Raw genomic sequence first — 18,318 nt, forward strand, 5'->3', positions numbered from 1 at the left:
GCTGGACGACTACTCAATGGCTGGCGTGCAGGCTAAACGTGACTTGGCGGCCACGACTTTGGACCGCCTTGCGGACGCCAGCCCTGTTGATGAAGTCGACCGGGTCACGGTGGCAGCGATGCGCGAGCGTCTTGGCGTCACGATCGATTCAGTCGACCGGGTCCTGGCCGGCCAAGACCCCGTCGCCCTCAACGTGCTTGACTCAACGGCTCAAGAAGTCCGAGACGTTTTCGACTTGATGGCCACCGACACACCCGAGCAATGGGCCAGCATCATCGCTCGGCTCCAAGCGGTGCCTGCGGCGTTGGATCAGCACGTCGAGTCACTGCGCTTTAGCGCTGGCCACGGGGTGTTCGCGGCCAAGCGCCAGGTGCGTGGCGTAGCCGCTCAATGCGTCGACCAGGCCAGCGAAGACAGCCCTTCAAGGTCCTCATCGACGGAGCATCGGAGCAGGATGCCTCGGTTCAAGCCAACCTGGCTACGGCAGTCGAGGTGGCCAAGGCTGCCTTCGGTGAGTTCGCCGAAACGCTCACCTCTGAGTTTTTGCCGATCGCCCCAGAAGCCGACGCGGTAGGAGTCGACCGCTACCAGGTCGAGTCGCGCCTGTTCCTGGGCTCAACCATCGACCTCGCCGAGACCTACGCCTGGGGCAAGGAAGAGCTTGCCAGGATCGACGCGATGATGCGCGAGACCGCTGAGCAGATCAAGCCTGGCGCCAGCGTCAAGGAAGCAATCGCGGCCCTCAACTCTGACGAGCGCTATCAGTTGCACAGCACCGAGGAGTTGCAACAGTGGATGCAGGTCAAGGCTGACGAAGCGATTGCTGAGTTGAACGGCAGCCACTTCGACATCCCCGAGCCTGTGCGCACGATTGAGTGCCGGATCGCGCCGAGCCAGACCGGCATCATCTACACGCCACCCTCGGAAGACTTCAGCCGTCCCGGAAGTATGTGGTGGTCGGTCCCCAAGGAGTCACTACTTTCCACACCTGGGCCGAGCTGACGACGGTCTATCACGAGGGCGTCCCCGGACATCACCTACAGTTCGGGCAGACCGCATACCGGACAGAGTTGTTGAACCGCTGGCGTCGTAGCGGCGCCTGGGTGTCTGGCCACGGCGAAGGTTGGGCGCTTTACTCCGAGTGGCTGATGGCTGACTTGGGCTACCTCGATGACCCAGGCGACCGGATGGGTTTGCTTGATGCCCAGGCCCTGCGTGCTGTGCGAGTTGTCATCGACATCGGCGTGCACTGTGGTTTTGAGGCGCCGGACGAGGTCGGCGGCGGCGACTTCACCTACGACAAGGCGTGGCAGATCCTCGACACCTACACCAACATGGAAGAAAAGCAGGCCCGCTTCGAGTTAGACCGATACATGGGCTATCCAGGCCAGGCTCCCTCATACAAAATCGGGGAACGCTTGTGGCTGGAATTGCGCGATGAGCTGCGCGCCAAGCAGGGCGACTCCTTTGACCTTAAAGCCTTCCACCGTTCTGCCCTCGACTTGGGTGGTCTTGGCCTCGACACCCTGCGTGCAGCGGTGTTGGGACAGATCTGAGCCACCCTGTCTGGCGTTAAAGAGAAGAGAAACACACTGTGACGATCGCTTTATCGCTGGTGCTCATCGCCGTTATTGCGGCGCTGGTCGCTGGCTTCGCCGAGCGCGTCGGCTGGCAGGCACCCCCCTCCTGCTGCTGGTCGGGATCGTCGGTTCGTACTTGCCATTCATCCCCGAGGTGAACCTGTCCGCTGACACGGTGCTCTTCGGTCTGCTGCCGCCTTTGTTGTATGCGGCTGCGATCCGCACGTCGTTGGTGGACTTCAATCGCAACCGGGCTGCGATCCTGTCTCTCTCTGTGGGCCTGATTCTCTTCACCGCCCTGGGCGTCGCTCTGGTCACCACCTGGCTGATTCCCTCTGTGCCATTCGGCTTGGCCTTCGCACTCGGTGCCATTGTGGCTCCACCGGATGCAGTGGCAGCCACTGCTGTGGCTCGCAAGGTCGGGATGCCACGCCGGATCGTCACCATCCTTGAAGGTGAGTCGCTGCTGAACGACGCAACGGCCCTTGTTTCGCTGCGGACCGGGCTGGCGATTGCCGGGTTGAGTTTTGGCCACGCAGCCGAAGAAGCCATCGAGGAAGTCAGCTTTGGCTCAGTTGTCAGCGACTTTGTCTGGGCGGTCATAGGTGGCCTGCTCGTTGGTGTGCTCGTCGCCTTCTTCGTCACCAAGTTGCACCGGCAGCGGGTGGCACCAGAGTTCGACACGGCGATCTCGTTCTCGGTGCCTTTCCTGGCCTATATCGCCGCGGAGCTTCTTGAGGCCTCCGGCGTTCTGGCGGTGGTCGTGGCCGGTTTGATCTTGGGCCACAAGGCGCTTGAAACACAGAGCGCGTCTTCGCGGCTCACCGAACGGATCAACTGGACCTCGGTGCAGTTCATCCTCGAGAACGCCGTCTTCTTGATGATCGGGCTGCAACTCAACCAGATCATCGCCGACGGCCTGGACGACCCCATTGGTGTGACCCGCATTCTGGTCACCGCCGTGGCCGTGCTGCTGACCGTGATCTTGCTGCGCCCGCTGTGGATCTTCCCGCAGCGCTATCTGTTCTTGCGCGGAAAATCTATGCGGATGCCGTGGCGTCACGCGCTGCTGACCAGTTGGGCGGGTATGCGTGGTGTGGTCACCCTGGCCGCTGCATTCTTGCTGCCCGTCAACGCAGAGCACCGTGAGGTGCTGATCTTTATCGCCACCGTTGTCGCCGTCGGCACCCTCTTTATTCAGGGCTATACCTTGCCGATCCTGGCTCGAGCACTGAAGGTCAAGGGGCCAGACGCGCGCGAAGATGCGCTGCAAGAAGCCGTCGTGACCCAGCGGGCCGTCCAAGCCGGCCTGAGCGCACTTAACGAGCATGATGACGCTCCGTCCGCCGTCCTGGATCGCCTGCGCTCCCGCTCGGATGAGCGGATCAACCGAGTGTGGGAACGCGTGAGCCCTCAGTCGCTGCAGAGTATCGAGACGCCCAGCGAGGCCTATCGCCGGATCCGCCAAGAGATGCTGGAGGCAGAGCGCGCAGAATTGGTGACCCTGCGCGACTCGGGGGACGCCGAACACGAGATTTTGGCTGAGTTGCTCAACCAACTCGACGTCGAAGAATCCATTTTGGACACCAACAGTCGGCGCGATGACACGATTGTGGCGGCCGAAATCGCCGCACCTTCCACACTGGTCAACACCTGTGATCACCTGACGATCCCGTGCCAGTCACCGGTGCCTGAAAAACTGCACTGCGAAGAATGCGACGCGCATGACGAGCACCCGGTGGCCCTTCGGATGTGCGAAGAGTGCGGCTTTGTCGCCTGCTGCGATTCTTCCCCTGGCCGGCATGCGACCGCACACTTCCGCAACTCCGGTCACCCAGTAATGCGTAGCTTGGAGCCCGGTGAGAGTTGGCGTTGGTGCTATATCGATGAGGTGAACGGATGAGCAATCCTGATATTCGACTGATTTTGGCCTCGCAGTCTCCTGCCCGCTTGGCGACCTTGCGTGCGGCTGGCGTGGAGCCACAGGTTTTGGTCTCAGGGGTAGACGAGAACGAGGTGATTGCCCAGGCGGGGCCGCTGACTGCGGAGCAGACGCCGTTGCTCCTGGCTCGAGCCAAAGCTGAGTCCGTGGCCGACCAGTGGAAGTCCATGGGCTTTGGCCAGCGCTACTTGGCTGACCTCTTGTTGGGCTGCGACTCGATGCTGGAGTTAGACGGCAAAGTCTGGGGCAAACCCGAGGACGCGGCGACGGCGCGCGATCGCTGGCGCTCGATGCGTGGGCGCTCAGGAGTCTTGCACAGCGGACACTGGCTCGTTGATCTGCGCGATAGCGCCACGGAGCCGGTCGGTCGTGGCGCCTCTGCCTCGACAACCGTGTACTTTGCCGACATCAGCGACGCCGAGATCGACGCCTATGTGGCGACCGGCGAGCCGCTGTTGGTTGCTGGCGGATTCACTGTCGATGGCCTCGGCGGCCCGTTTGTCACGGGCATCGAAGGCGACTTCCACAATGTGGTTGGGCTGAGCTTGCCGCTGCTGCGCTCGATGCTCAGCGACCTGGGGATCGCTTGGCACCAACTCAGGACAGCCGACTAGCTAGACCGGCGGGATCGCTCGGTGTCGAGACGAGAAGTGCCGATCGCGGCGGGCAGCGTATTTGAGTCTGGTCGCGATGGCGGAGCGCAGATCCTCGGGCTCAACGATCTCGTCGATCACCAAGTCTGAGGCAAGTCGCTCCAGGTCAACATCGGCCAAATATTCAGCACGTGCTGCCGCGACGAAGGCTCCGCGTTCATCGAGGTCCTCGATGCTCGCGATCTTGTTGGCATAGACCGCGTTGACGGCTGCCTCTGGCCCCATCACCGCGATGCGGGCCGTGGGAAGGCCAACGTGGCATCAGGACCGAACCCAGGCCCACCCATCGCGTACAAACCAGCACCGTAGGCCTTACGGACGACAACACAGATCTGCGGCACGGTCGCCTCGGAGACCGCGGAGACCATCTTGGCACCATGCCGAATGATGCCCTGGCGCTCGACTTCCGAGCCGATCATGAACCCCGGCACATCAGCCAGATAAACCAGCGGTATGCCGTAGGCGTCACACATCCAGATGAAGCGGGCTGCTTTGTCGGCTGAGTCGGTGAAAAGCACCCCGCCCTTGACGGCTGAGTTGTTCGCGACGATGCCGACGGTCTTGCCGGCCACCCGGCCAAAACCAACCACCAGCTCGGGCGCAAACAGCGGCTTGACCTCAAAGAATGAGTCGTCGTCAACCAAACCGTCGATGACATCGTGAACGTCGAAGGGCACGGACTCAGCCTCGGGGACCGTCGCCGAGTCCAGGACTGACGAGGGCTGCTCCGCGTCATACTCTGGCGTTGCTGTGCGCCAGTTGTCTGGCAGGTAGGAGAACGCCAGTTTGGCAACGTCAATGGCCTCGGCGTCATCGCTGACGAGCAGGTCGCCGACACCTGAGACCGTGCAGTGCATGCGAGCGCCGCCCATCTCCTCCAGGGAGACCTTCTCGCCGACCACCATCTCGGCCATCCGTGGGCTGCCCAGATACATCGAGGCGTTGCCCTCGACCATGATCAGCAGATCGGTGAAGCTGGGGATATAGGCGCCACCAGCCGCTGAGGGGCCAAAGAGGCAGCAAATCTGTGGGACTCGACCGGATAAGGCCACTTGGTTGTGGAAGATGCGGCCAGCACCCCGGCGCCCTGGAAACAGCTCGACTTGGTCGGTGATGCGCGCACCAGCAGAGTCGACAAACCAAAAAATCGGCAACTCTTCGCGCAGGGCCGACTCGGTGGCGCGGACGATCTTTTCAACGGTGCGAGCGCCCCACGAGCCAGCCTTCACGGTGGGGTCATTAGCCACCACAATTGCTGGTCGACCATCCACCTCTCCCCGTCCGGTGACGACGCCATCAGCGGGCAAGCCTTCTGAGGTGGCGTTGGCTAGCCGCCCGTCTTCGACAAAAGTGCCTTCGTCAAAAAGCGCGTGGACCCGGTCCCGCACCGGCATCTTGTTTTGCGATGCGAGCTTGGCGGCACCTTTCTCGCTTGGCGCAGCGCTGGTCTGGTTGGCCTGACGCACGCGCTCGCGCAGGTCAGCGACCCGAGCATCGGGATGCGGGTTGGGTGTGCTCCATACGAACTCCCTCAGGCCGGAAGGCCAAGACCACGAGCGATGACCATGCGCTGCACCTCGGAGGTGCCTTCGCCAATTTCCAAGATCTTCGCATCACGATAGAACCTGGCGACCGGGTATTCCTCCATGAAGCCGTTGCCGCCAAAGATCTGGGTGGCGATCCGGGTCGCGGTGACCGCGGCTTCGCTGGATTGCAGTTTGGCGATGCTGGCAGCCTGCTTGACCTCGGCAACACCGCGGCGGCCTGCCTCCTGTTCATCCTTAAGCCAGGCAGCCCGATAAGTCAGCAGTCGAGCCGACTCGACCATCACGGCCAGGTCGGAGATCTGGAAGGAGACGCCTTGATTGACGGCAATTGGCTTGCCGAACGCCAACCGAGTCTTGCTGTAGGCAACACACTCTTCAAGCATCCGCTGGGCGGCACCCAAGGCAAGCGCCGAGATGGCGATCCGGCCGTCGTCAAGGGTCTTGAGGAACTGCTTAAAGCCAGCACCCTGCTCACCCAGGAGGTTGGCCTCGGGGACCTTGACGTCAGCCAGACTCAGACCGTGGGTGTCGCTGATGTGCCACCCCAACTTGCGGTATGCGGGCTCAACAGTGAATCCAGGCGTCCCGGACGGCACGATGATTGCGCTGATCTCGGCCCGGCCATCGGGCTTTTCGCCAGTCTTGACGGTGACAGTCACCAGCGAGGTGATGTCGGTGCCGGAGTTCGTGATGAAGGCTTTAGCGCCGTTGATGGTCCATTGCCCATCGGCCAGCGTGGCCTTGGTCTTGGTCGCTCCTGCGTCCGAGCCAGCGTCTGGCTCGGTCAGGCCGAAGCCCGCCAACTTTTTGCCGGCTATGAGATCAGGCAGGTATTGCTGCTTTTGCTCGTCGCTGCCATAGGACATGATCGGGTTAATCCCCAAGCCAACCCCGGCGGACAAGGTGATCCCCATCGACTGATCCACCCGGCCAAGTTCTTCGATGGCCAGGCACAGATAGGTGAACGCCCCCTCTTCGAGCCCAGCACCGCCATACTCCTCGGGGGCGGTCAGCCCGAACAGTCCCAACTCACCCATGGCGGGGACGATCTCGGTAGGAAAGTGTGAGTCGCGGTCCCAGTCGGCCACGTGCGGCTCGATCTTTTCAGTGGCGAAATCGCGCACTAGCGCGCGAAACTCTTCGTGGTCCTTGCTGAGCTCAAACATCAAGTTCGGCCTCTCTGACGATATTTGACGTTGACGTAAACGTTAAGTCACGTCGGGGCCGCTGGCAAGTGTCCGCTGAGTGTGCATCATTCTCGATCGATGGTGACTCCACACGCGGTCGCATCGAGGCACCATAGGACTTCACGAAAATTTTACCTCCATGCGCACGATGAGCCACAAAACCTTCCGGCCAACAAAAGATCGAGGTCATGGGTCTGATTCGGCACTTGCTGAACGTATACGGGAGACAAATCTCAAACCCCGCACTGGCTATTAATGACGATCCCTCCGAATGAATGATTGCTTCGTGAGCCCAATTATGGTGTGCTGAAAGCAGCATTGGAGACCAAAGGATGTTCCGCCGCACAATCGGCCCAAACCCTTGCACCCTCAATGCCAAGCCAAGTGCCATCCGAGTTACAGCAACGAGAAAGTGGAATGAGATTCAAACAGGCCACAGGAATTTTCATTGCAATGATTCTGTCTTTCGCCGCGGCGCCACATGTTCAAGCTCATGAGGAGCCGACACCCGGGATCTCAGCGCAAGAACTCAAGGCTCCAGAAGGCGATATCCCGAATATCTCTCTGGACGACTATCAAGAGCTTGACCCCGCCCTGAAGGATGATGGTGCTGTCGCCGTGGGAGACGGCCTAGTGTCCTACAAGGTCGAAGGCTTCGGAGAACTCATCCTTCAAGACATTTCAGAGCCGCTGCCTGGAGGGACCGACCTGCAATCGTCGCAGGTTTCAGGCAAACCCGGAGCCGACCTTTGGGCCGGAGGAGGCATCCGCAATCCCTACATCAGCTTCAATCGCGTCGACCAATCGGCACTGCTTGCTGGCGGGAGCGTGGTTCTGGGAGCAGCGATCTGTTCGGCCAGCCCTCCGGCCTGTGCGGCTGCCAGCACTCTCATTGCAATTGCTACCACATACGTCATCTCATATGGAAGGTGCTCGACCGCGTACCCCAATCTACGGCTGTACATCTGGAGCAGAACAGTTACTGGATGCTACCGATGACTGAAGTTGCTTTATGGGCGGCCGGGGCAACGGCATTTTGTGCTTTCATCATATTTGGCTCCAAAATCGGCTGGGGTACTAACCCGAGTAGAAGTCGGATTCTCATCTGCATCTTTACAGGCGCTCTCGCAGTAGTCATTAGTCTCATGATTCTGGGGGCCGTAGGAATGCCAGACAGAGCCCTCACGGCAAGCATTCCCGCACTTATAATCGTCGCCGGTGCAGTTGGGGTCCAAGCCCGGAAACGTCACCCTTCAGCTTTCCACCGGTCAGCGGCCGGTGACCCGAGGCATTGAGCACACCATGCCGACTCTTCATAATTCGGCGATGCTTCTATATTGCGCAAGGGTGGTTTGGTGTCTGGTGAGGAAGTCGAGGTATTCGGTGATCTTGTCGCGATTGGCGGAGTGGCCGCCTTCGGTGTGCGACAGGGTGGCCATGGAGCAGTGAAGCTCGGCTGCGGCGGCTTCGATAGTGAGTCCTGCGGCTTTTCGGATCGGCCAGGGCTGGCTGGTACTGATCGGCTCGGGTGGATTAGTCAGTAGGTGGTGCGCCTAGCGAGCGATGGTTCGCTTGAGGCAGCGAATGCATCCATCGCGACAACCTGCACCTGGTCCGCGCCAGGAATGCTCACGCCCGGCGACCCAGTCCTTGAACACCTTCTTGGATCGACCTTCGAGCATTTCTAACAACCGGGCTAGGCCGGTGCCATCACGCACCGGCGTGAGGTCAATGATGACAGTCACGTATTTGTCGCTGCGCCGGATGTGACGCCACAGTGCTCGTCCACCCCGAGCACTTTCGGGGAAGGTGGCGCTGTTGGTCGGCGATCAAACGTGCCTGACCTTCGGCCAACGACCTCCCCGCCCCGTGCGACGAATCGCGCGTTCGCCATGGGTAAGGCAAAGCCCTTCCCACTTGACGCCCACGTAAAGACCTTGGAAGATTTGGCCCTATGCCCTCTCATCCACCACGTGGACCATTGCCGAGATTGCCAATGAATTCTCGGTGACCCATCGCGCGCTGCGCCACTACGAGCAAATGGGGTTGCTGTCTCCCGAACGCGTGGGACCAAACGGCTCTCGCCGCCTCTATGACAAGAGGGACCACATCCGACTGGCGTTGATTCTGCGCGGGCGCCGCCTCGGCTTCCCGTTGGAAGAAATCGGCACCATCATCGACATGTATGACGACCAGCCGGGCGAGGCTGGCCAGTTGCGCTACCTCCTGGACCAGATTCAGGATCGGCGCGCCGACCTGCAGCGCCGCCGCGCTGACATCGATCAATCGCTGGGCGAGTTGGACGAACTGGAAACTCGCTGTCACAGCGACCTGGATAAATTGTCTTGAAATCTGCCACGACGACCCCCAGACAGGGACTAGGGTGACCGCTATGCCGATTAGCAAGGTTCTTATTGCCAACCGAGGCGAAATCGCCGTTCGTATTGCTCGGGCTTGCACGGATGCCGGTCTCGGCTCCGTGGCTGTCTACGCCGAGCCCGATCGCGACGCCCTGCACGTCAAGGTGGCCGACGAGGCCTACAGCCTGGGCGGCTCAACGCCGGGCGACTCCTACCTCGTGCAAGAGAAGATTCTCGAGATCGCTGCTTCCAGTGGAGCCGACGCGGTCCACCCGGGATATGGCTTCCTGTCGGAAAATGCCTCGTTCGCTCAGGCCGTGATTGACGCAGGCTTGACCTGGATTGGCCCCTCCCCTGACGCCATCGACAACCTCGGCGACAAGGTCAAGGCGCGGCACATCGCCACCAAGGCCAAGGCTCCTCTCGTGCCGGGCACCAAGGATCCAGTTGAGGACAGCAAGGAGATCGTGGCCTTCGCCAAGAAGCACGGCCTCCCGGTCGCCATCAAGGCTGCCTACGGTGGTGGCGGCCGCGGCTTGAAGGTCGCCCGCACCATCGAAGAAATCCCCGACATGTTCGACTCAGCAGTCCGCGAAGCCGTCGCTGCCTTCGGCCGCGGCGAATGCTTCGTGGAGCGCTACCTCGATCGCCCCCGGCACGTCGAGACGCAATGCTTGGCTGACCAGCACGGCAACGTGGTCGTGGTGTCGACTCGCGATTGTTCCTTGCAGCGTCGCCACCAAAAGCTTGTCGAAGAGGCACCCGCGCCTTATCTGGACAAGAAGCAAAACGCAGAGCTCATCCGGGCATCGAAGGCAATCCCCTAAGGAAGCCAAGTATGTCGGCGCTGGCACCTGCGAGTACCTCGTTGGCCAGGACGGCGTTATTTCCTTCCTTGAGGTCAACACCCGCCTGCAGGTTGAGCACCCGGTCACCGAAGAGGTGACTGGCATTGACCTGGTGCGCGAGCAGTTCCGCATCGCCGATGGCGAGGCTCTGGGCTATGACGAGCCAGTGGCACGCGGCCACAGTTTCGAGTTCCGGATCAACGGCGAAGACCCCGGTCGCGACTTCCTGCCGGCTCCCGGCAGCGTCCTGACCTATAAGACTCCCAGCGGCCCCGGTGTGCGCATTGACTCCGGTGTCGAGGCTGGCGACGTCATCTCGGGCGCTTTCGACTCCATGCTCGCCAAGTTGATCGTCACTGGCCGCACCCGCCAGGAGGCCCTAGAGCGCTCGCGGCGCGCCCTGGCCGAAATGGTCGTGGAGGGCATGCCCACCGCGCTGACCTTCCACCGCGTAGTGGTCTCTGACCCAGCGTTCGCCCCCGAGGGCGACGAGCCGTTCTCGGTGCACACCCGTTGGATTGAGACCGAGTTTGATAACTCGATTGAGCCCTACTCCGGCCCTACGGCCGAAGCATCCGGCGACGCGGAAGCCCGCCAGGAAGTTGTCGTCGAGGTCGGCGGCAAGCGTTTGTCGGTCTCATTGCCCGGTGACCTGTCACTGGGTGGCGGCTCCGGCAGTGGCGGCGGCCGTAAGAAGGCCCCAAGCGCAGCCGCAGTGGCGGCGGCGCGGCAGCAGCCTCCGGTGACGCCGTGACTGCGCCAATGCAGGGAACCGTCGTGAAACTGACGGCCGAAGAGGGCACCGAGGTTGCCGAGGGTGACGTCATTGTCGTCATTGAAGCGATGAAGATGGAGCAGCCCATCAAGGCACACAAGGGCGGCACCGTCACTGGCCTGAAGTCCGCGGTCGGCGACACGCTGACCAACGGAGCAGTCATCTGTGAGTTGAAGGACTAAAACTGAGCAACGTCAAAGGCCGACTAACCCGATTGGGTTCGACGGCCTTTGACATGCTCGGGCGAGCCTCGAACCTAGTTTTCGACTGAGTGCAACTGCCGCGCGGCTTCGGCAATCGAGCCAGACAGCGACGGATAGACCGTAAAGGTTGACGAGAACTGGTCCACGCTCAGTTGGTTGGCCACCGCCAACGCGATCGGGAAGATCAACTCACTGGCTCGCGGAGCCACGACGACGCCGCCCAAGATGGTGTCACCACCCCGGCGGGCAAACAGCTTGACGAAGCCATCCGAGAGATTCTGTATCTTGGCTCGCGGGTTGCCTGCCAACGGCAACATCACCGCACGGGCATCCACTTTGCCGGACTCGACATCGGCCGCCGAAATCCCGACTGTGGCAATCTCTGGGTCGGTGAAAATATTCGAACTGACCCGACCTAGGGCAAGCGGGGCCACTGCGTCCCCTAGGGCATGCGCCATCGCAATCCGCCCTTGCATAGCGGCCACCGATGCCAGCGGGAACACCCCGGTGCAGTCACCGGCGGCATAAATGCTGGACATGCTGGTGCGCGAAACGCGGTCGACCACGATGTGTCCCGACTCGGTCAAGACGACACCAGCCTCGGCCAGGCCCATCTCTTCGGTGTTGGGCAGCGAGCCAACGGCAAGCAACGCGTGGGAGCCGGTGACTTCACGGCCATCCTCCAGCGTGACCTTGACGGCTTCGCCGGTGCGCTCAACCGCTTTGGCCCGCGAGCGGTCCAGCACGTTCATGCCACGGCGACGGAATACACCCTCTAGCACCTCAGCCGCATCGGCGTCTTCCCCAGGCAAGACGCGGTCTCGGGATGAAATCAAGGTGACGTCGCAGCCCAGCCCGAGATAGGCATGCGCCAACTCAGCACCGGTCACACCAGAGCCGATGACGATCAGGTGCTCGGGCAACTCATTGAGACCGTAGATCTGCTGCCAGGTCAGAATCCGCTCGCCATCGGGCTGCGCAGAGTCGAGAACTCGAGGCCGAGCCCCGGTGGCCACCAAGATGACGTCTGCGTCCAACGCATCCTCACCCGCCGCATACTCAACCTTGCCCGGGCCAACGATCTGGCCCTTGCCCTGTACGACTCGCACTCCTGACCCTTCGAGCCGGGTGCCGATGTCAGCACTTGGGCTTCAGCCAGGGCGACAATGCGGTCGTTGACCTCCCGCAAGTGGGCAGTGACGCCCTGGTCCCCTGGCGCCCCATCGAAGCCGACACCCAGGCGCGAAGCCGCCGAAAAGCGGTTCATAAAGTCGGAGGTCGAGATCAACGATTTGCCTGGGCACACAGTCCGTCAGGACTGCCGCACCACCCAAACCTTGGGCTTCGACGACGGTGACGTCGGCACCCGCTTGTGCGGCTGCGAGCGCTGCTTCGTACCCGCCGGGGCCGCCGCCAATGATTACGACAGAAGTTTGGTTGCCAGTCACGCACCCATCAAACCATTAAGACCCGACATCCATTAGGGTCAAAGGCGTGCGCAACGAAGCCAACCTTGACCTCAGTGACCCCAATGTCGACCCCTTTGACGTCGCTGCCGCTGCAGCCGACGTGATTGCTGACCGGACTGGAGCACCGCGACATGACGTCGCCTTGGTGCTTGGCAGTGGTTGGGGACCGGCCGCCGATTTGCTCGGCGAAACGCTGGCAGAAGTGCCCAACACGGAGGTGCCTGGCTTCAGCGACGCTGCGGTTGCTGGCCACAAGGGGATGATGCGTTCAGTGCGCATCGCCGACACCGACCGCCGGGCGCTGGTCTTTGGCACTCGCACCCACTTCTATGAAGGCAAGGGCGTGCGCGCCGTCGTGCACGCTGTGCGCACTGCTGCAGCCGCTGGCTGCTCGACCATCGTGTTGACCAACGGTTGTGGCGGACTCAACCCCGAGTGGCCTCCCGGCACTGCGGTGCTGATCAAAGACCACCTGAATCTCACCGCTAACTCCCCCATCGAGGGTGCCAACTTCGTCGACCTGACGGATCTGTACTCCGCTGACCTGCGAGCCATCGCGCAAGAGATCAACCCCAACCTTGATGAGGGCGTCTACGCACAATTCCGCGGGCCGCACTATGAGACCCCGGCCGAAGTGCAGATGGCCAAGGTGCTCGGCGCTGACCTCGTCGGTATGTCGACTGGCCTGGAGGCCATTGCGGCGCGCCAAGCCGGGATGAAGGTGCTGGGGCTCTCGCTGGTGACGAATGCCGCCGCTGGTATCAGCGAAGCGCGCTGTCCCACCAGGAAGTCATCGAGGCTGGCCAAGAGGCCGCACAACGTTCCGGCGAGTTGCTTGCCGCCATCGTTGCCCGTCTCTGATCCTCGCTCGATCGCAAAGGAACTCTGCCATGTCGCATAACCAAGATCTGAGCGCCCTGACCGCGCAAGCCGAACACTGGCTGATGGATGACCCCGACCCACAAACTCGTGCTGAGCTGGAACAGGTCATTGCGGAGGCACGCGAGTCTGGCGACACCGCTGACCTCGCCGACAGGTTCTCCGGGTTCCTAGAGTTCGGCACCGCTGGCCTGCGGGGCGGGTGGGCGCTGGCCCAGCCCGAATGAATCGTGCAGTCGTAATTCGCGCCGCTGCCGGTTTGATGGGCTATCTCAAGGAGACGGTCACCGAGGCTCCCACCGTGGTGATCGGCTTCGATGCCCGCTACAACTCGGACGTCTTCGCCGCCGACACTGCTGCGGTCGTCACCGGAGCAGGCGGCCGCGCGGTGCTGCTCCCCGAGCCACTGCCTACGCCCGTCCTGGCGTTCGCGATTCAACACCTGGGGGCTGACGCCGGTGTGATGGTGACGGCAAGTCACAACCCGCCACGGGATAACGGCTACAAGGTCTACCTCGGCGACGGCTCGCAGATCGTGCCGCCTGCAGACACTGGTATTGCCGGACACATTGCGGCCATTGACTCAGTGGCCTCCGTTGAGCGCCCAGAGACTGGCTGGAGCGTTGCCGGTGACGAGATCACCCAGGCATACGTCGATGTTGCGGTGAAGGTGCTGCAGCCCGACTCAAGCCGTGAGGTTTCACTCGTGCACACAGCGCTGCATGGGGTTGGCTCAGAGGTGTTGCGTCGAGCTTTTGAGCAAGCAGGCTTCTTAGCGCCGGTGCCGGTCGAGGAGCAAGAAAAGCCTGACCCGGCCTTCCCTACGGTTGACTTCCCCAACCCTGAAGAGCCCGGCGCTATCGACGCGGCCCTGGCCTTGGCGGACCAGACCCATCCAGATGCCGTGCTGGCTAACGACCCGGACGCTGATCGCTGCGCCGTTGCTGTGGACAGTCCTCACGGTTGGCGCATGCTGCGTGGCGACGAAGTGGGCGTCCTGCTGGGCCATCACGTGCTGCAGTCAGGTCGGATCACGGATGACCGCAACGTGTTCGCCCGTTCCATCGTGTCGTCGCGATTGCTCGGCGCTATGGCGAAAGCCGCGGGGATCCCCTAGCGAACAGACCTTGACCGGCTTTAAGTGGATCGGCCGAGTTCCTGGCCTGGCTTATGGGTACGAAGAGGCACTGGGCTACTGCGTTGACCCTGCCAACGTGCCCGACAAGGACGGCATCACGGCAGCGCTCCTTATCGCTGAACTAGTCGCCGAAATTCGAGTCAAGGACAAGACGCTGCTCGATGTGTTGGATCAGATCGCCCTTGAGCATGGCGTGTACGCCACGGAGGCGTTCTCGGTGCGAGTGACCGATCTCAGTCTGATCTCCGCCGTGATGGACCGACTGATCAGCCAGACTCCCACCGAAGTCGCCGGAGTAAGCGTCGCCCAGGCAGATGACTTATCCGAAGGTAGCGATGGCATTGCCCCCACCCCGGGCTGCGGTTGACCCTGGCCGACGAGACGCGCGTCATCGTTCGGCCTTCGGGCACTGAGCCAAAGTTGAAGGTCTACATCGAGGTCATTGAGCCGGTCAGTGGGGCCCATCAGTTGAGCGAAGCTCGGTCCGATGCGGCTCAGCGAGTCGAAAAGATCAAGGCTGCCATGCAGGAGTTGACGACCGTCTAGGTCAGTCAGGGTCTAGGTCAGTTCAAGATCAAGACCACTGCGAGCGCGATCACGAGAAGCGCCACCGGCACCAACGTGGTCCAGGCCCATTGCTCGGTAACGGCTGGTGGGTCTGGGGTTTGCTGATTGTCAGCGATGCTCCAGGCCGACCGCGCCTTTTCGGCCTTGTCGACAACGAACGTTGCGGTCATGCCCGGCTTGCTGCGGCCTCGCACCGTCGTGTCCGCAAAGTCCTCGCGGGCTCGCCGAGGGTGAGTTGCCGCTCTCGCGGGATCGCCCAGGAGTTGTGGCGGTGACCGGTGGTGTCGGTCACCTCGAAGGCCCACTCATGGCTGAAGGACTCAACGTGAGCAAACGGGACGGTCGTGTTGCGAAAGACATTGCGCAACACGACCCGGTCAGACCACAACTCGACACTGGGGCGAAGCAGCACCATCCACATAATCCCAGCCAAAATGCCAGCGATGAGCAGCGGATAGACCAAGTCAAGGCCCCGCGTCCGGGAGTCCACCAGGGAAACCACCACCGCCACCAGTGCACCCGCAACGATCACTGCTCCGACAATTCGGGCCGGCAACGTGCGGAAAGTATGGGTGCGGGTCGGCTCTGGAGTGCTCACTCCTCCATCGTAGGTTGCAGCCACCAGCCACCTGCCGAGGCTGGCGGCTAGACTTCATTTCCGTGAGTTCCCCAACGCCCTCCCCCAAGCGTGTCCTTGTACTCGCCGGCCCCAGTGGCGCCGGGAAGTCGCGGCTAGCAAAGCTGCTGCAAGAAGAGCACGGGTGGCCCGTGGTTGAGCTCGATGACTTCTATCGGGATGTCGGTGACCATAGCCTGCCAATGTCCACCCTCGGTCTCCCTGACTGGGACGACGTGCGGGCGTGGAACCAAGACGCGGCCGTTGCAGCGTTGGATCGCCTGTGCTCCGGTCAAAGCGTCGATATCCCGGTCTATGACATCTCGGTCTCCAAAGCTGTGGATAGTCAAAGACTTGATGCAGGCGCCCACTCGATCATTGTCGCTGAAGGCATTTTTGCTGCTCACATCATCGCCGACCTGGAAAAAGCTGGCTTGTTGGCCGGTGCCTGGTGTGTCTGCTCGGGCCCGTGGGTGACCTTCTGGCGTCGCTTCTCGCGCGACACCCGCGAGCATCGCAAGCCGATATCCACACTGTGGCGTCGCGGTCACCGCCTGCGCCGAGCACAACCGGCTATTGTTGCCGACCAAGAGGCTCTCGGGGCCGTTCAAATGGACAGCAAGCAAGCAATGCGGGACGCGCGTGCTTTGGCCGCGCTGCAAGGGGAGGGCACAGAATGACGACGCCAAACGACGGGATGAAACCCGGATCGAGACAAGACGCGAACAACTCCTGGTCCTGGCAGACGCCCGGCGGTCCAGGTCCTGCTCAACCGCCGAGCCCTGGCCCCGAATCGCCGTCAATGCCTCCGCCCCAGGGCACCACAAACGGACCGCCACCCGGAGGTCAGCAACAAGGACAGGGCCAATGGCGCGGGATGACGCCTGAGCAGGTCTCCCGGATGTACAAGCCTGGAGTCGTTCCCTTGCGTCCGCTGACTTTGTCAGACATCTACGACGGCACATTCCAGACCCTGCGGCGCAACCCACGAGCAACATGGGGCATGGCCCTCGTGGTGATGACGATCGCTACTCTGCTCGGCGTCGGCGCCAGCGCACTGGTCGTTCTAGTCCCAGACATCGGAGCCCAGGGCGTGCTCGACGTCTCTAGTTTGATCAGTGCCCCGTTTAACATTTTGGGTATCTTGGTGCTGGCTGGCCTCATGAGCTACGTAGTGAGTGCCGCCGCTATCGGCGAAAAAGTCACGTTCAGTCAGTCATGGGATCGAGTCAAGGGCCGCATTTGGCCTCTCATCGGCGTCTCATTGCTCACTGTGTTCATCGGAACGGCAGCACTCCTACCTGCCATAATCTCCTTCATCGTCGGACTCGCGCTGGGCGAAAGCGGGGGCGGCGTGTTGTTCCTCATCCTGGCCGGCCTGCTAGCCATCGTCGGATTTCTCGCGCTGTTCTACCTGTCGGTGAAGGTGTCTCTGGCAACGCCCGTGGTGGTGTTAGAGAAGGCTGGGCCGATCACCGCCATTCGACGCTCATGGCGTTTGACGTCAACTGCCTCACAGTTCTGGCGCATCTTCGGCATCACCTTTTTGACCGGAATCATCGTCATAGTGGTGTCTTACATCGTGGCCATTCCGATGTCCATCGTGGCCGCCCTCCTCTTCAGCCAAATGGCTTCCGAGTCAGCGGCGCTCGCTGGCATCACGATCACCCTGGGACTGGCCAATTTGATTGCCTATGTCGTGACCGCACCATTTCAGTCGTCGGTGACTGCCTTGCTTTACATCGATCAGCGGATCCGCCGAGAGGGCTTGCACGTTCAGATGCAGCGCGCAGCAAACCAAAGCGCTGAGTCTGGTCCTACCCGATGAACACAGTAGGTCGGGGAGCCTAAGTGGATTGGGCTGGCGCGCTCCTTGACCCCGATCGCGACGACGCAAGACAGTTATTCGTCGACGAGTTAGGCGCCAACTACCGACTCGAGCCGACTCTCCTTGAGCGGGCCCAGGCGTGGCTCTCCGAGGCCCTTGACTTCAACCTCGGTGGCGACTTCTCGGCCAACTTTTTGCGATCGCCGGCGCCCTCATTGTTGTCGCCGTCATCGTCGCCATCGTGTGGGGCCTTCGCCGTCGAGCCTCCTACGCTGCCGCATCCGACGATGCGTCTAAGAGCGTCTTGGGCAACGAGCCTTTGCGGCCAACTGAATACCGCAAACGGGCAGCTCAGGCCATTGCCAACGGCGACTATTCAGCCGCTTTGCTGGATGGCTTCCGGGCGCTGACCGCCCAAGCCGACGAAGACACTCTCTTAGAACATGCGGTGGCCCTGACCGCCGCAGAAGTGGTCCGGTCACTCCAGAGTCCCTACCCACAACACAGTCAAGGCGTGGAACTGGCCGGGCGTACTTTTGACCTCACCCGATACGGCGAAGTGATCCCGACTGCTGACGATGCTCAACAGGTGTTGGATCTGGATGCGGCCCTACAAACAGCGCGCCCGCAGTTGCAGGCGATCCCATGACCCTCACCGCGCAGCCACAGCCGCCGACCCCAAGCGCGCCGACTCCTTCACCCGCGCCCAAACCCCGACGAATCCGC

Annotated in this window: 11 protein-coding genes and 7 pseudogenes; 11 read left to right on the plus strand and 7 right to left on the minus strand. The window is 61.8% G+C overall.

Going from position 1 to position 18,318, the window contains the following annotated elements; all coding sequences use genetic code 11:
- Positions 1–16 precede the first annotated feature (16 nt).
- From L0A91_RS07005 to L0A91_RS07015, 3 genes and pseudogenes are all read left to right on the plus strand, one after another.
- Positions 17–1,556: pseudogene (locus tag L0A91_RS07005) on the plus strand (DUF885 domain-containing protein).
- On the plus strand, positions 1,438–3,483 hold the full coding sequence (locus L0A91_RS07010; RefSeq protein WP_235246372.1) for a Na+/H+ antiporter: 2,046 nt from the start codon (positions 1,438–1,440) through the stop codon (positions 3,481–3,483). Before L0A91_RS07005 ends, L0A91_RS07010 begins: the two are co-directional and overlap by 119 nt.
- Positions 3,480–4,136, plus strand: a complete 657-nt coding sequence (locus tag L0A91_RS07015) for a nucleoside triphosphate pyrophosphatase (protein ID WP_235246373.1) — start codon at positions 3,480–3,482, stop codon at positions 4,134–4,136. Before L0A91_RS07010 ends, L0A91_RS07015 begins: the two co-directional genes overlap by 4 nt.
- On the opposite strand, the pseudogene L0A91_RS07020 reads toward L0A91_RS07015, so the two are convergent.
- A pseudogene (locus L0A91_RS07020) lies at positions 4,137–5,710 on the minus strand (acyl-CoA carboxylase subunit beta).
- Positions 5,707–6,888: an acyl-CoA dehydrogenase family protein gene (locus tag L0A91_RS07025; RefSeq protein ID WP_235246374.1), complete on the minus strand. Its 1,182-nt coding sequence runs from the start codon at positions 6,886–6,888 to the stop codon at positions 5,707–5,709. The pseudogene L0A91_RS07020 and the gene L0A91_RS07025 overlap by 4 nt, the downstream one beginning before the upstream one ends.
- 324 nt (positions 6,889–7,212) lie before the next feature.
- Here L0A91_RS07025 and L0A91_RS07030 point away from each other — a divergent pair, with 324 nt between their 5' ends.
- Positions 7,213–7,908 carry a hypothetical protein gene (locus tag L0A91_RS07030; RefSeq protein ID WP_235246375.1) on the plus strand — a complete coding sequence of 232 codons (696 nt, stop codon included), beginning with the start codon at positions 7,213–7,215 and terminating at the stop codon, positions 7,906–7,908.
- A 314-nt stretch (positions 7,909–8,222) separates the two neighbouring features.
- Here the strand turns inward: L0A91_RS07030 and L0A91_RS19755 are convergent, their stop codons facing one another.
- On the minus strand, positions 8,223–8,450 hold the full coding sequence (locus L0A91_RS19755) for a helix-turn-helix domain-containing protein (protein ID WP_397333862.1): 228 nt from the start codon (positions 8,448–8,450) through the stop codon (positions 8,223–8,225).
- A 41-nt stretch (positions 8,451–8,491) separates the two neighbouring features.
- Positions 8,492–8,704, minus strand: a pseudogene (locus tag L0A91_RS07040) (transposase); the annotation flags it as partial.
- 212 nt (positions 8,705–8,916) lie between these two features.
- On the opposite strand from L0A91_RS07040, the gene L0A91_RS07045 reads away from it, so the two are divergent.
- Together L0A91_RS07045 and L0A91_RS07050 are read left to right on the plus strand one after the other, a co-directional pair.
- On the plus strand, positions 8,917–9,258 hold the full coding sequence (locus L0A91_RS07045; RefSeq protein ID WP_235246378.1) for a MerR family DNA-binding transcriptional regulator: 342 nt from the start codon (positions 8,917–8,919) through the stop codon (positions 9,256–9,258).
- Positions 9,259–9,301: 43 nt separating this feature from the next.
- A pseudogene (locus L0A91_RS07050) lies at positions 9,302–11,074 on the plus strand (biotin carboxylase N-terminal domain-containing protein).
- A gap of 74 nt (positions 11,075–11,148) precedes the next feature.
- Here the strand turns inward: L0A91_RS07050 and L0A91_RS07055 are convergent.
- Positions 11,149–12,483 (minus strand): annotated as a pseudogene (locus tag L0A91_RS07055) (NAD(P)H-quinone dehydrogenase); the annotation flags it as partial.
- A 106-nt stretch (positions 12,484–12,589) separates the two neighbouring features.
- On the opposite strand from L0A91_RS07055, the pseudogene L0A91_RS07060 reads away from it, so the two are divergent.
- Both L0A91_RS07060 and L0A91_RS19760 read left to right on the plus strand, forming a co-directional pair.
- Positions 12,590–13,425: pseudogene (locus tag L0A91_RS07060) on the plus strand (purine-nucleoside phosphorylase).
- Positions 13,426–13,454: 29 nt separating this feature from the next.
- Positions 13,455–15,127, plus strand: a pseudogene (locus tag L0A91_RS19760) (phospho-sugar mutase).
- A 17-nt stretch (positions 15,128–15,144) separates the two neighbouring features.
- Here L0A91_RS19760 and L0A91_RS07070 read toward each other — a convergent pair.
- Both L0A91_RS07070 and L0A91_RS07075 read right to left on the minus strand, forming a co-directional pair.
- A complete protein-coding gene (locus L0A91_RS07070) occupies positions 15,145–15,318 on the minus strand; it encodes a hypothetical protein (protein WP_235246380.1) in 174 nt (57 codons plus the stop codon).
- Positions 15,315–15,770, minus strand: coding sequence for a hypothetical protein (locus L0A91_RS07075; RefSeq protein ID WP_235246381.1), 456 nt, complete (start codon positions 15,768–15,770; stop codon positions 15,315–15,317). Before L0A91_RS07075 ends, L0A91_RS07070 begins: the two co-directional genes overlap by 4 nt.
- 38 nt (positions 15,771–15,808) lie before the next feature.
- Here L0A91_RS07075 and L0A91_RS07080 point away from each other — a divergent pair, with 38 nt between their 5' ends.
- From L0A91_RS07080 to L0A91_RS07090, 3 genes are all read left to right on the plus strand, one after another.
- On the plus strand, positions 15,809–16,444 hold the full coding sequence (locus L0A91_RS07080; protein WP_235246383.1) for a uridine kinase: 636 nt from the start codon (positions 15,809–15,811) through the stop codon (positions 16,442–16,444).
- Between the two features lie 197 nt (positions 16,445–16,641).
- Complete coding sequence (locus L0A91_RS07085) at positions 16,642–17,592, plus strand: glycerophosphoryl diester phosphodiesterase membrane domain-containing protein (RefSeq protein ID WP_235246384.1); 951 nt, start codon at positions 16,642–16,644, stop codon at positions 17,590–17,592.
- A 241-nt stretch (positions 17,593–17,833) separates the two neighbouring features.
- Positions 17,834–18,241: a DUF4129 domain-containing protein gene (locus L0A91_RS07090; protein WP_235246385.1), complete on the plus strand. Its 408-nt coding sequence runs from the start codon at positions 17,834–17,836 to the stop codon at positions 18,239–18,241.
- Positions 18,242–18,318: the final 77 nt, after the last annotated feature.

Origin of the sequence: Ornithinimicrobium sp. INDO-MA30-4, assembly GCF_021535045.1 — a bacterium.
GTDB lineage: Bacteria > Actinomycetota > Actinomycetes > Actinomycetales > Dermatophilaceae > Ornithinicoccus.

Bases quoted from the DNA above. Each gene is read 5' to 3' on its own strand.
- L0A91_RS07015 (WP_235246373.1), top strand. From the start codon at position 3,480: ATGAGCAATCCTGATATTCGACTGATTTTGGCCTCGCAGTCTCCTGCC.
- L0A91_RS07085 (WP_235246384.1), top strand. From the start codon at position 16,642: ATGACGCCTGAGCAGGTCTCCCGGATGTACAAGCCTGGAGTCGTTCCC.
- L0A91_RS07010 (WP_235246372.1), top strand. From the start codon at position 1,438: ATGAGCTGCGCGCCAAGCAGGGCGACTCCTTTGACCTTAAAGCCTTCC.
- L0A91_RS07070 (WP_235246380.1), bottom strand. From the start codon at position 15,318: ATGACCGCAACGTTCGTTGTCGACAAGGCCGAAAAGGCGCGGTCGGCC.
- L0A91_RS07025 (WP_235246374.1), bottom strand. From the start codon at position 6,888: ATGTTTGAGCTCAGCAAGGACCACGAAGAGTTTCGCGCGCTAGTGCGC.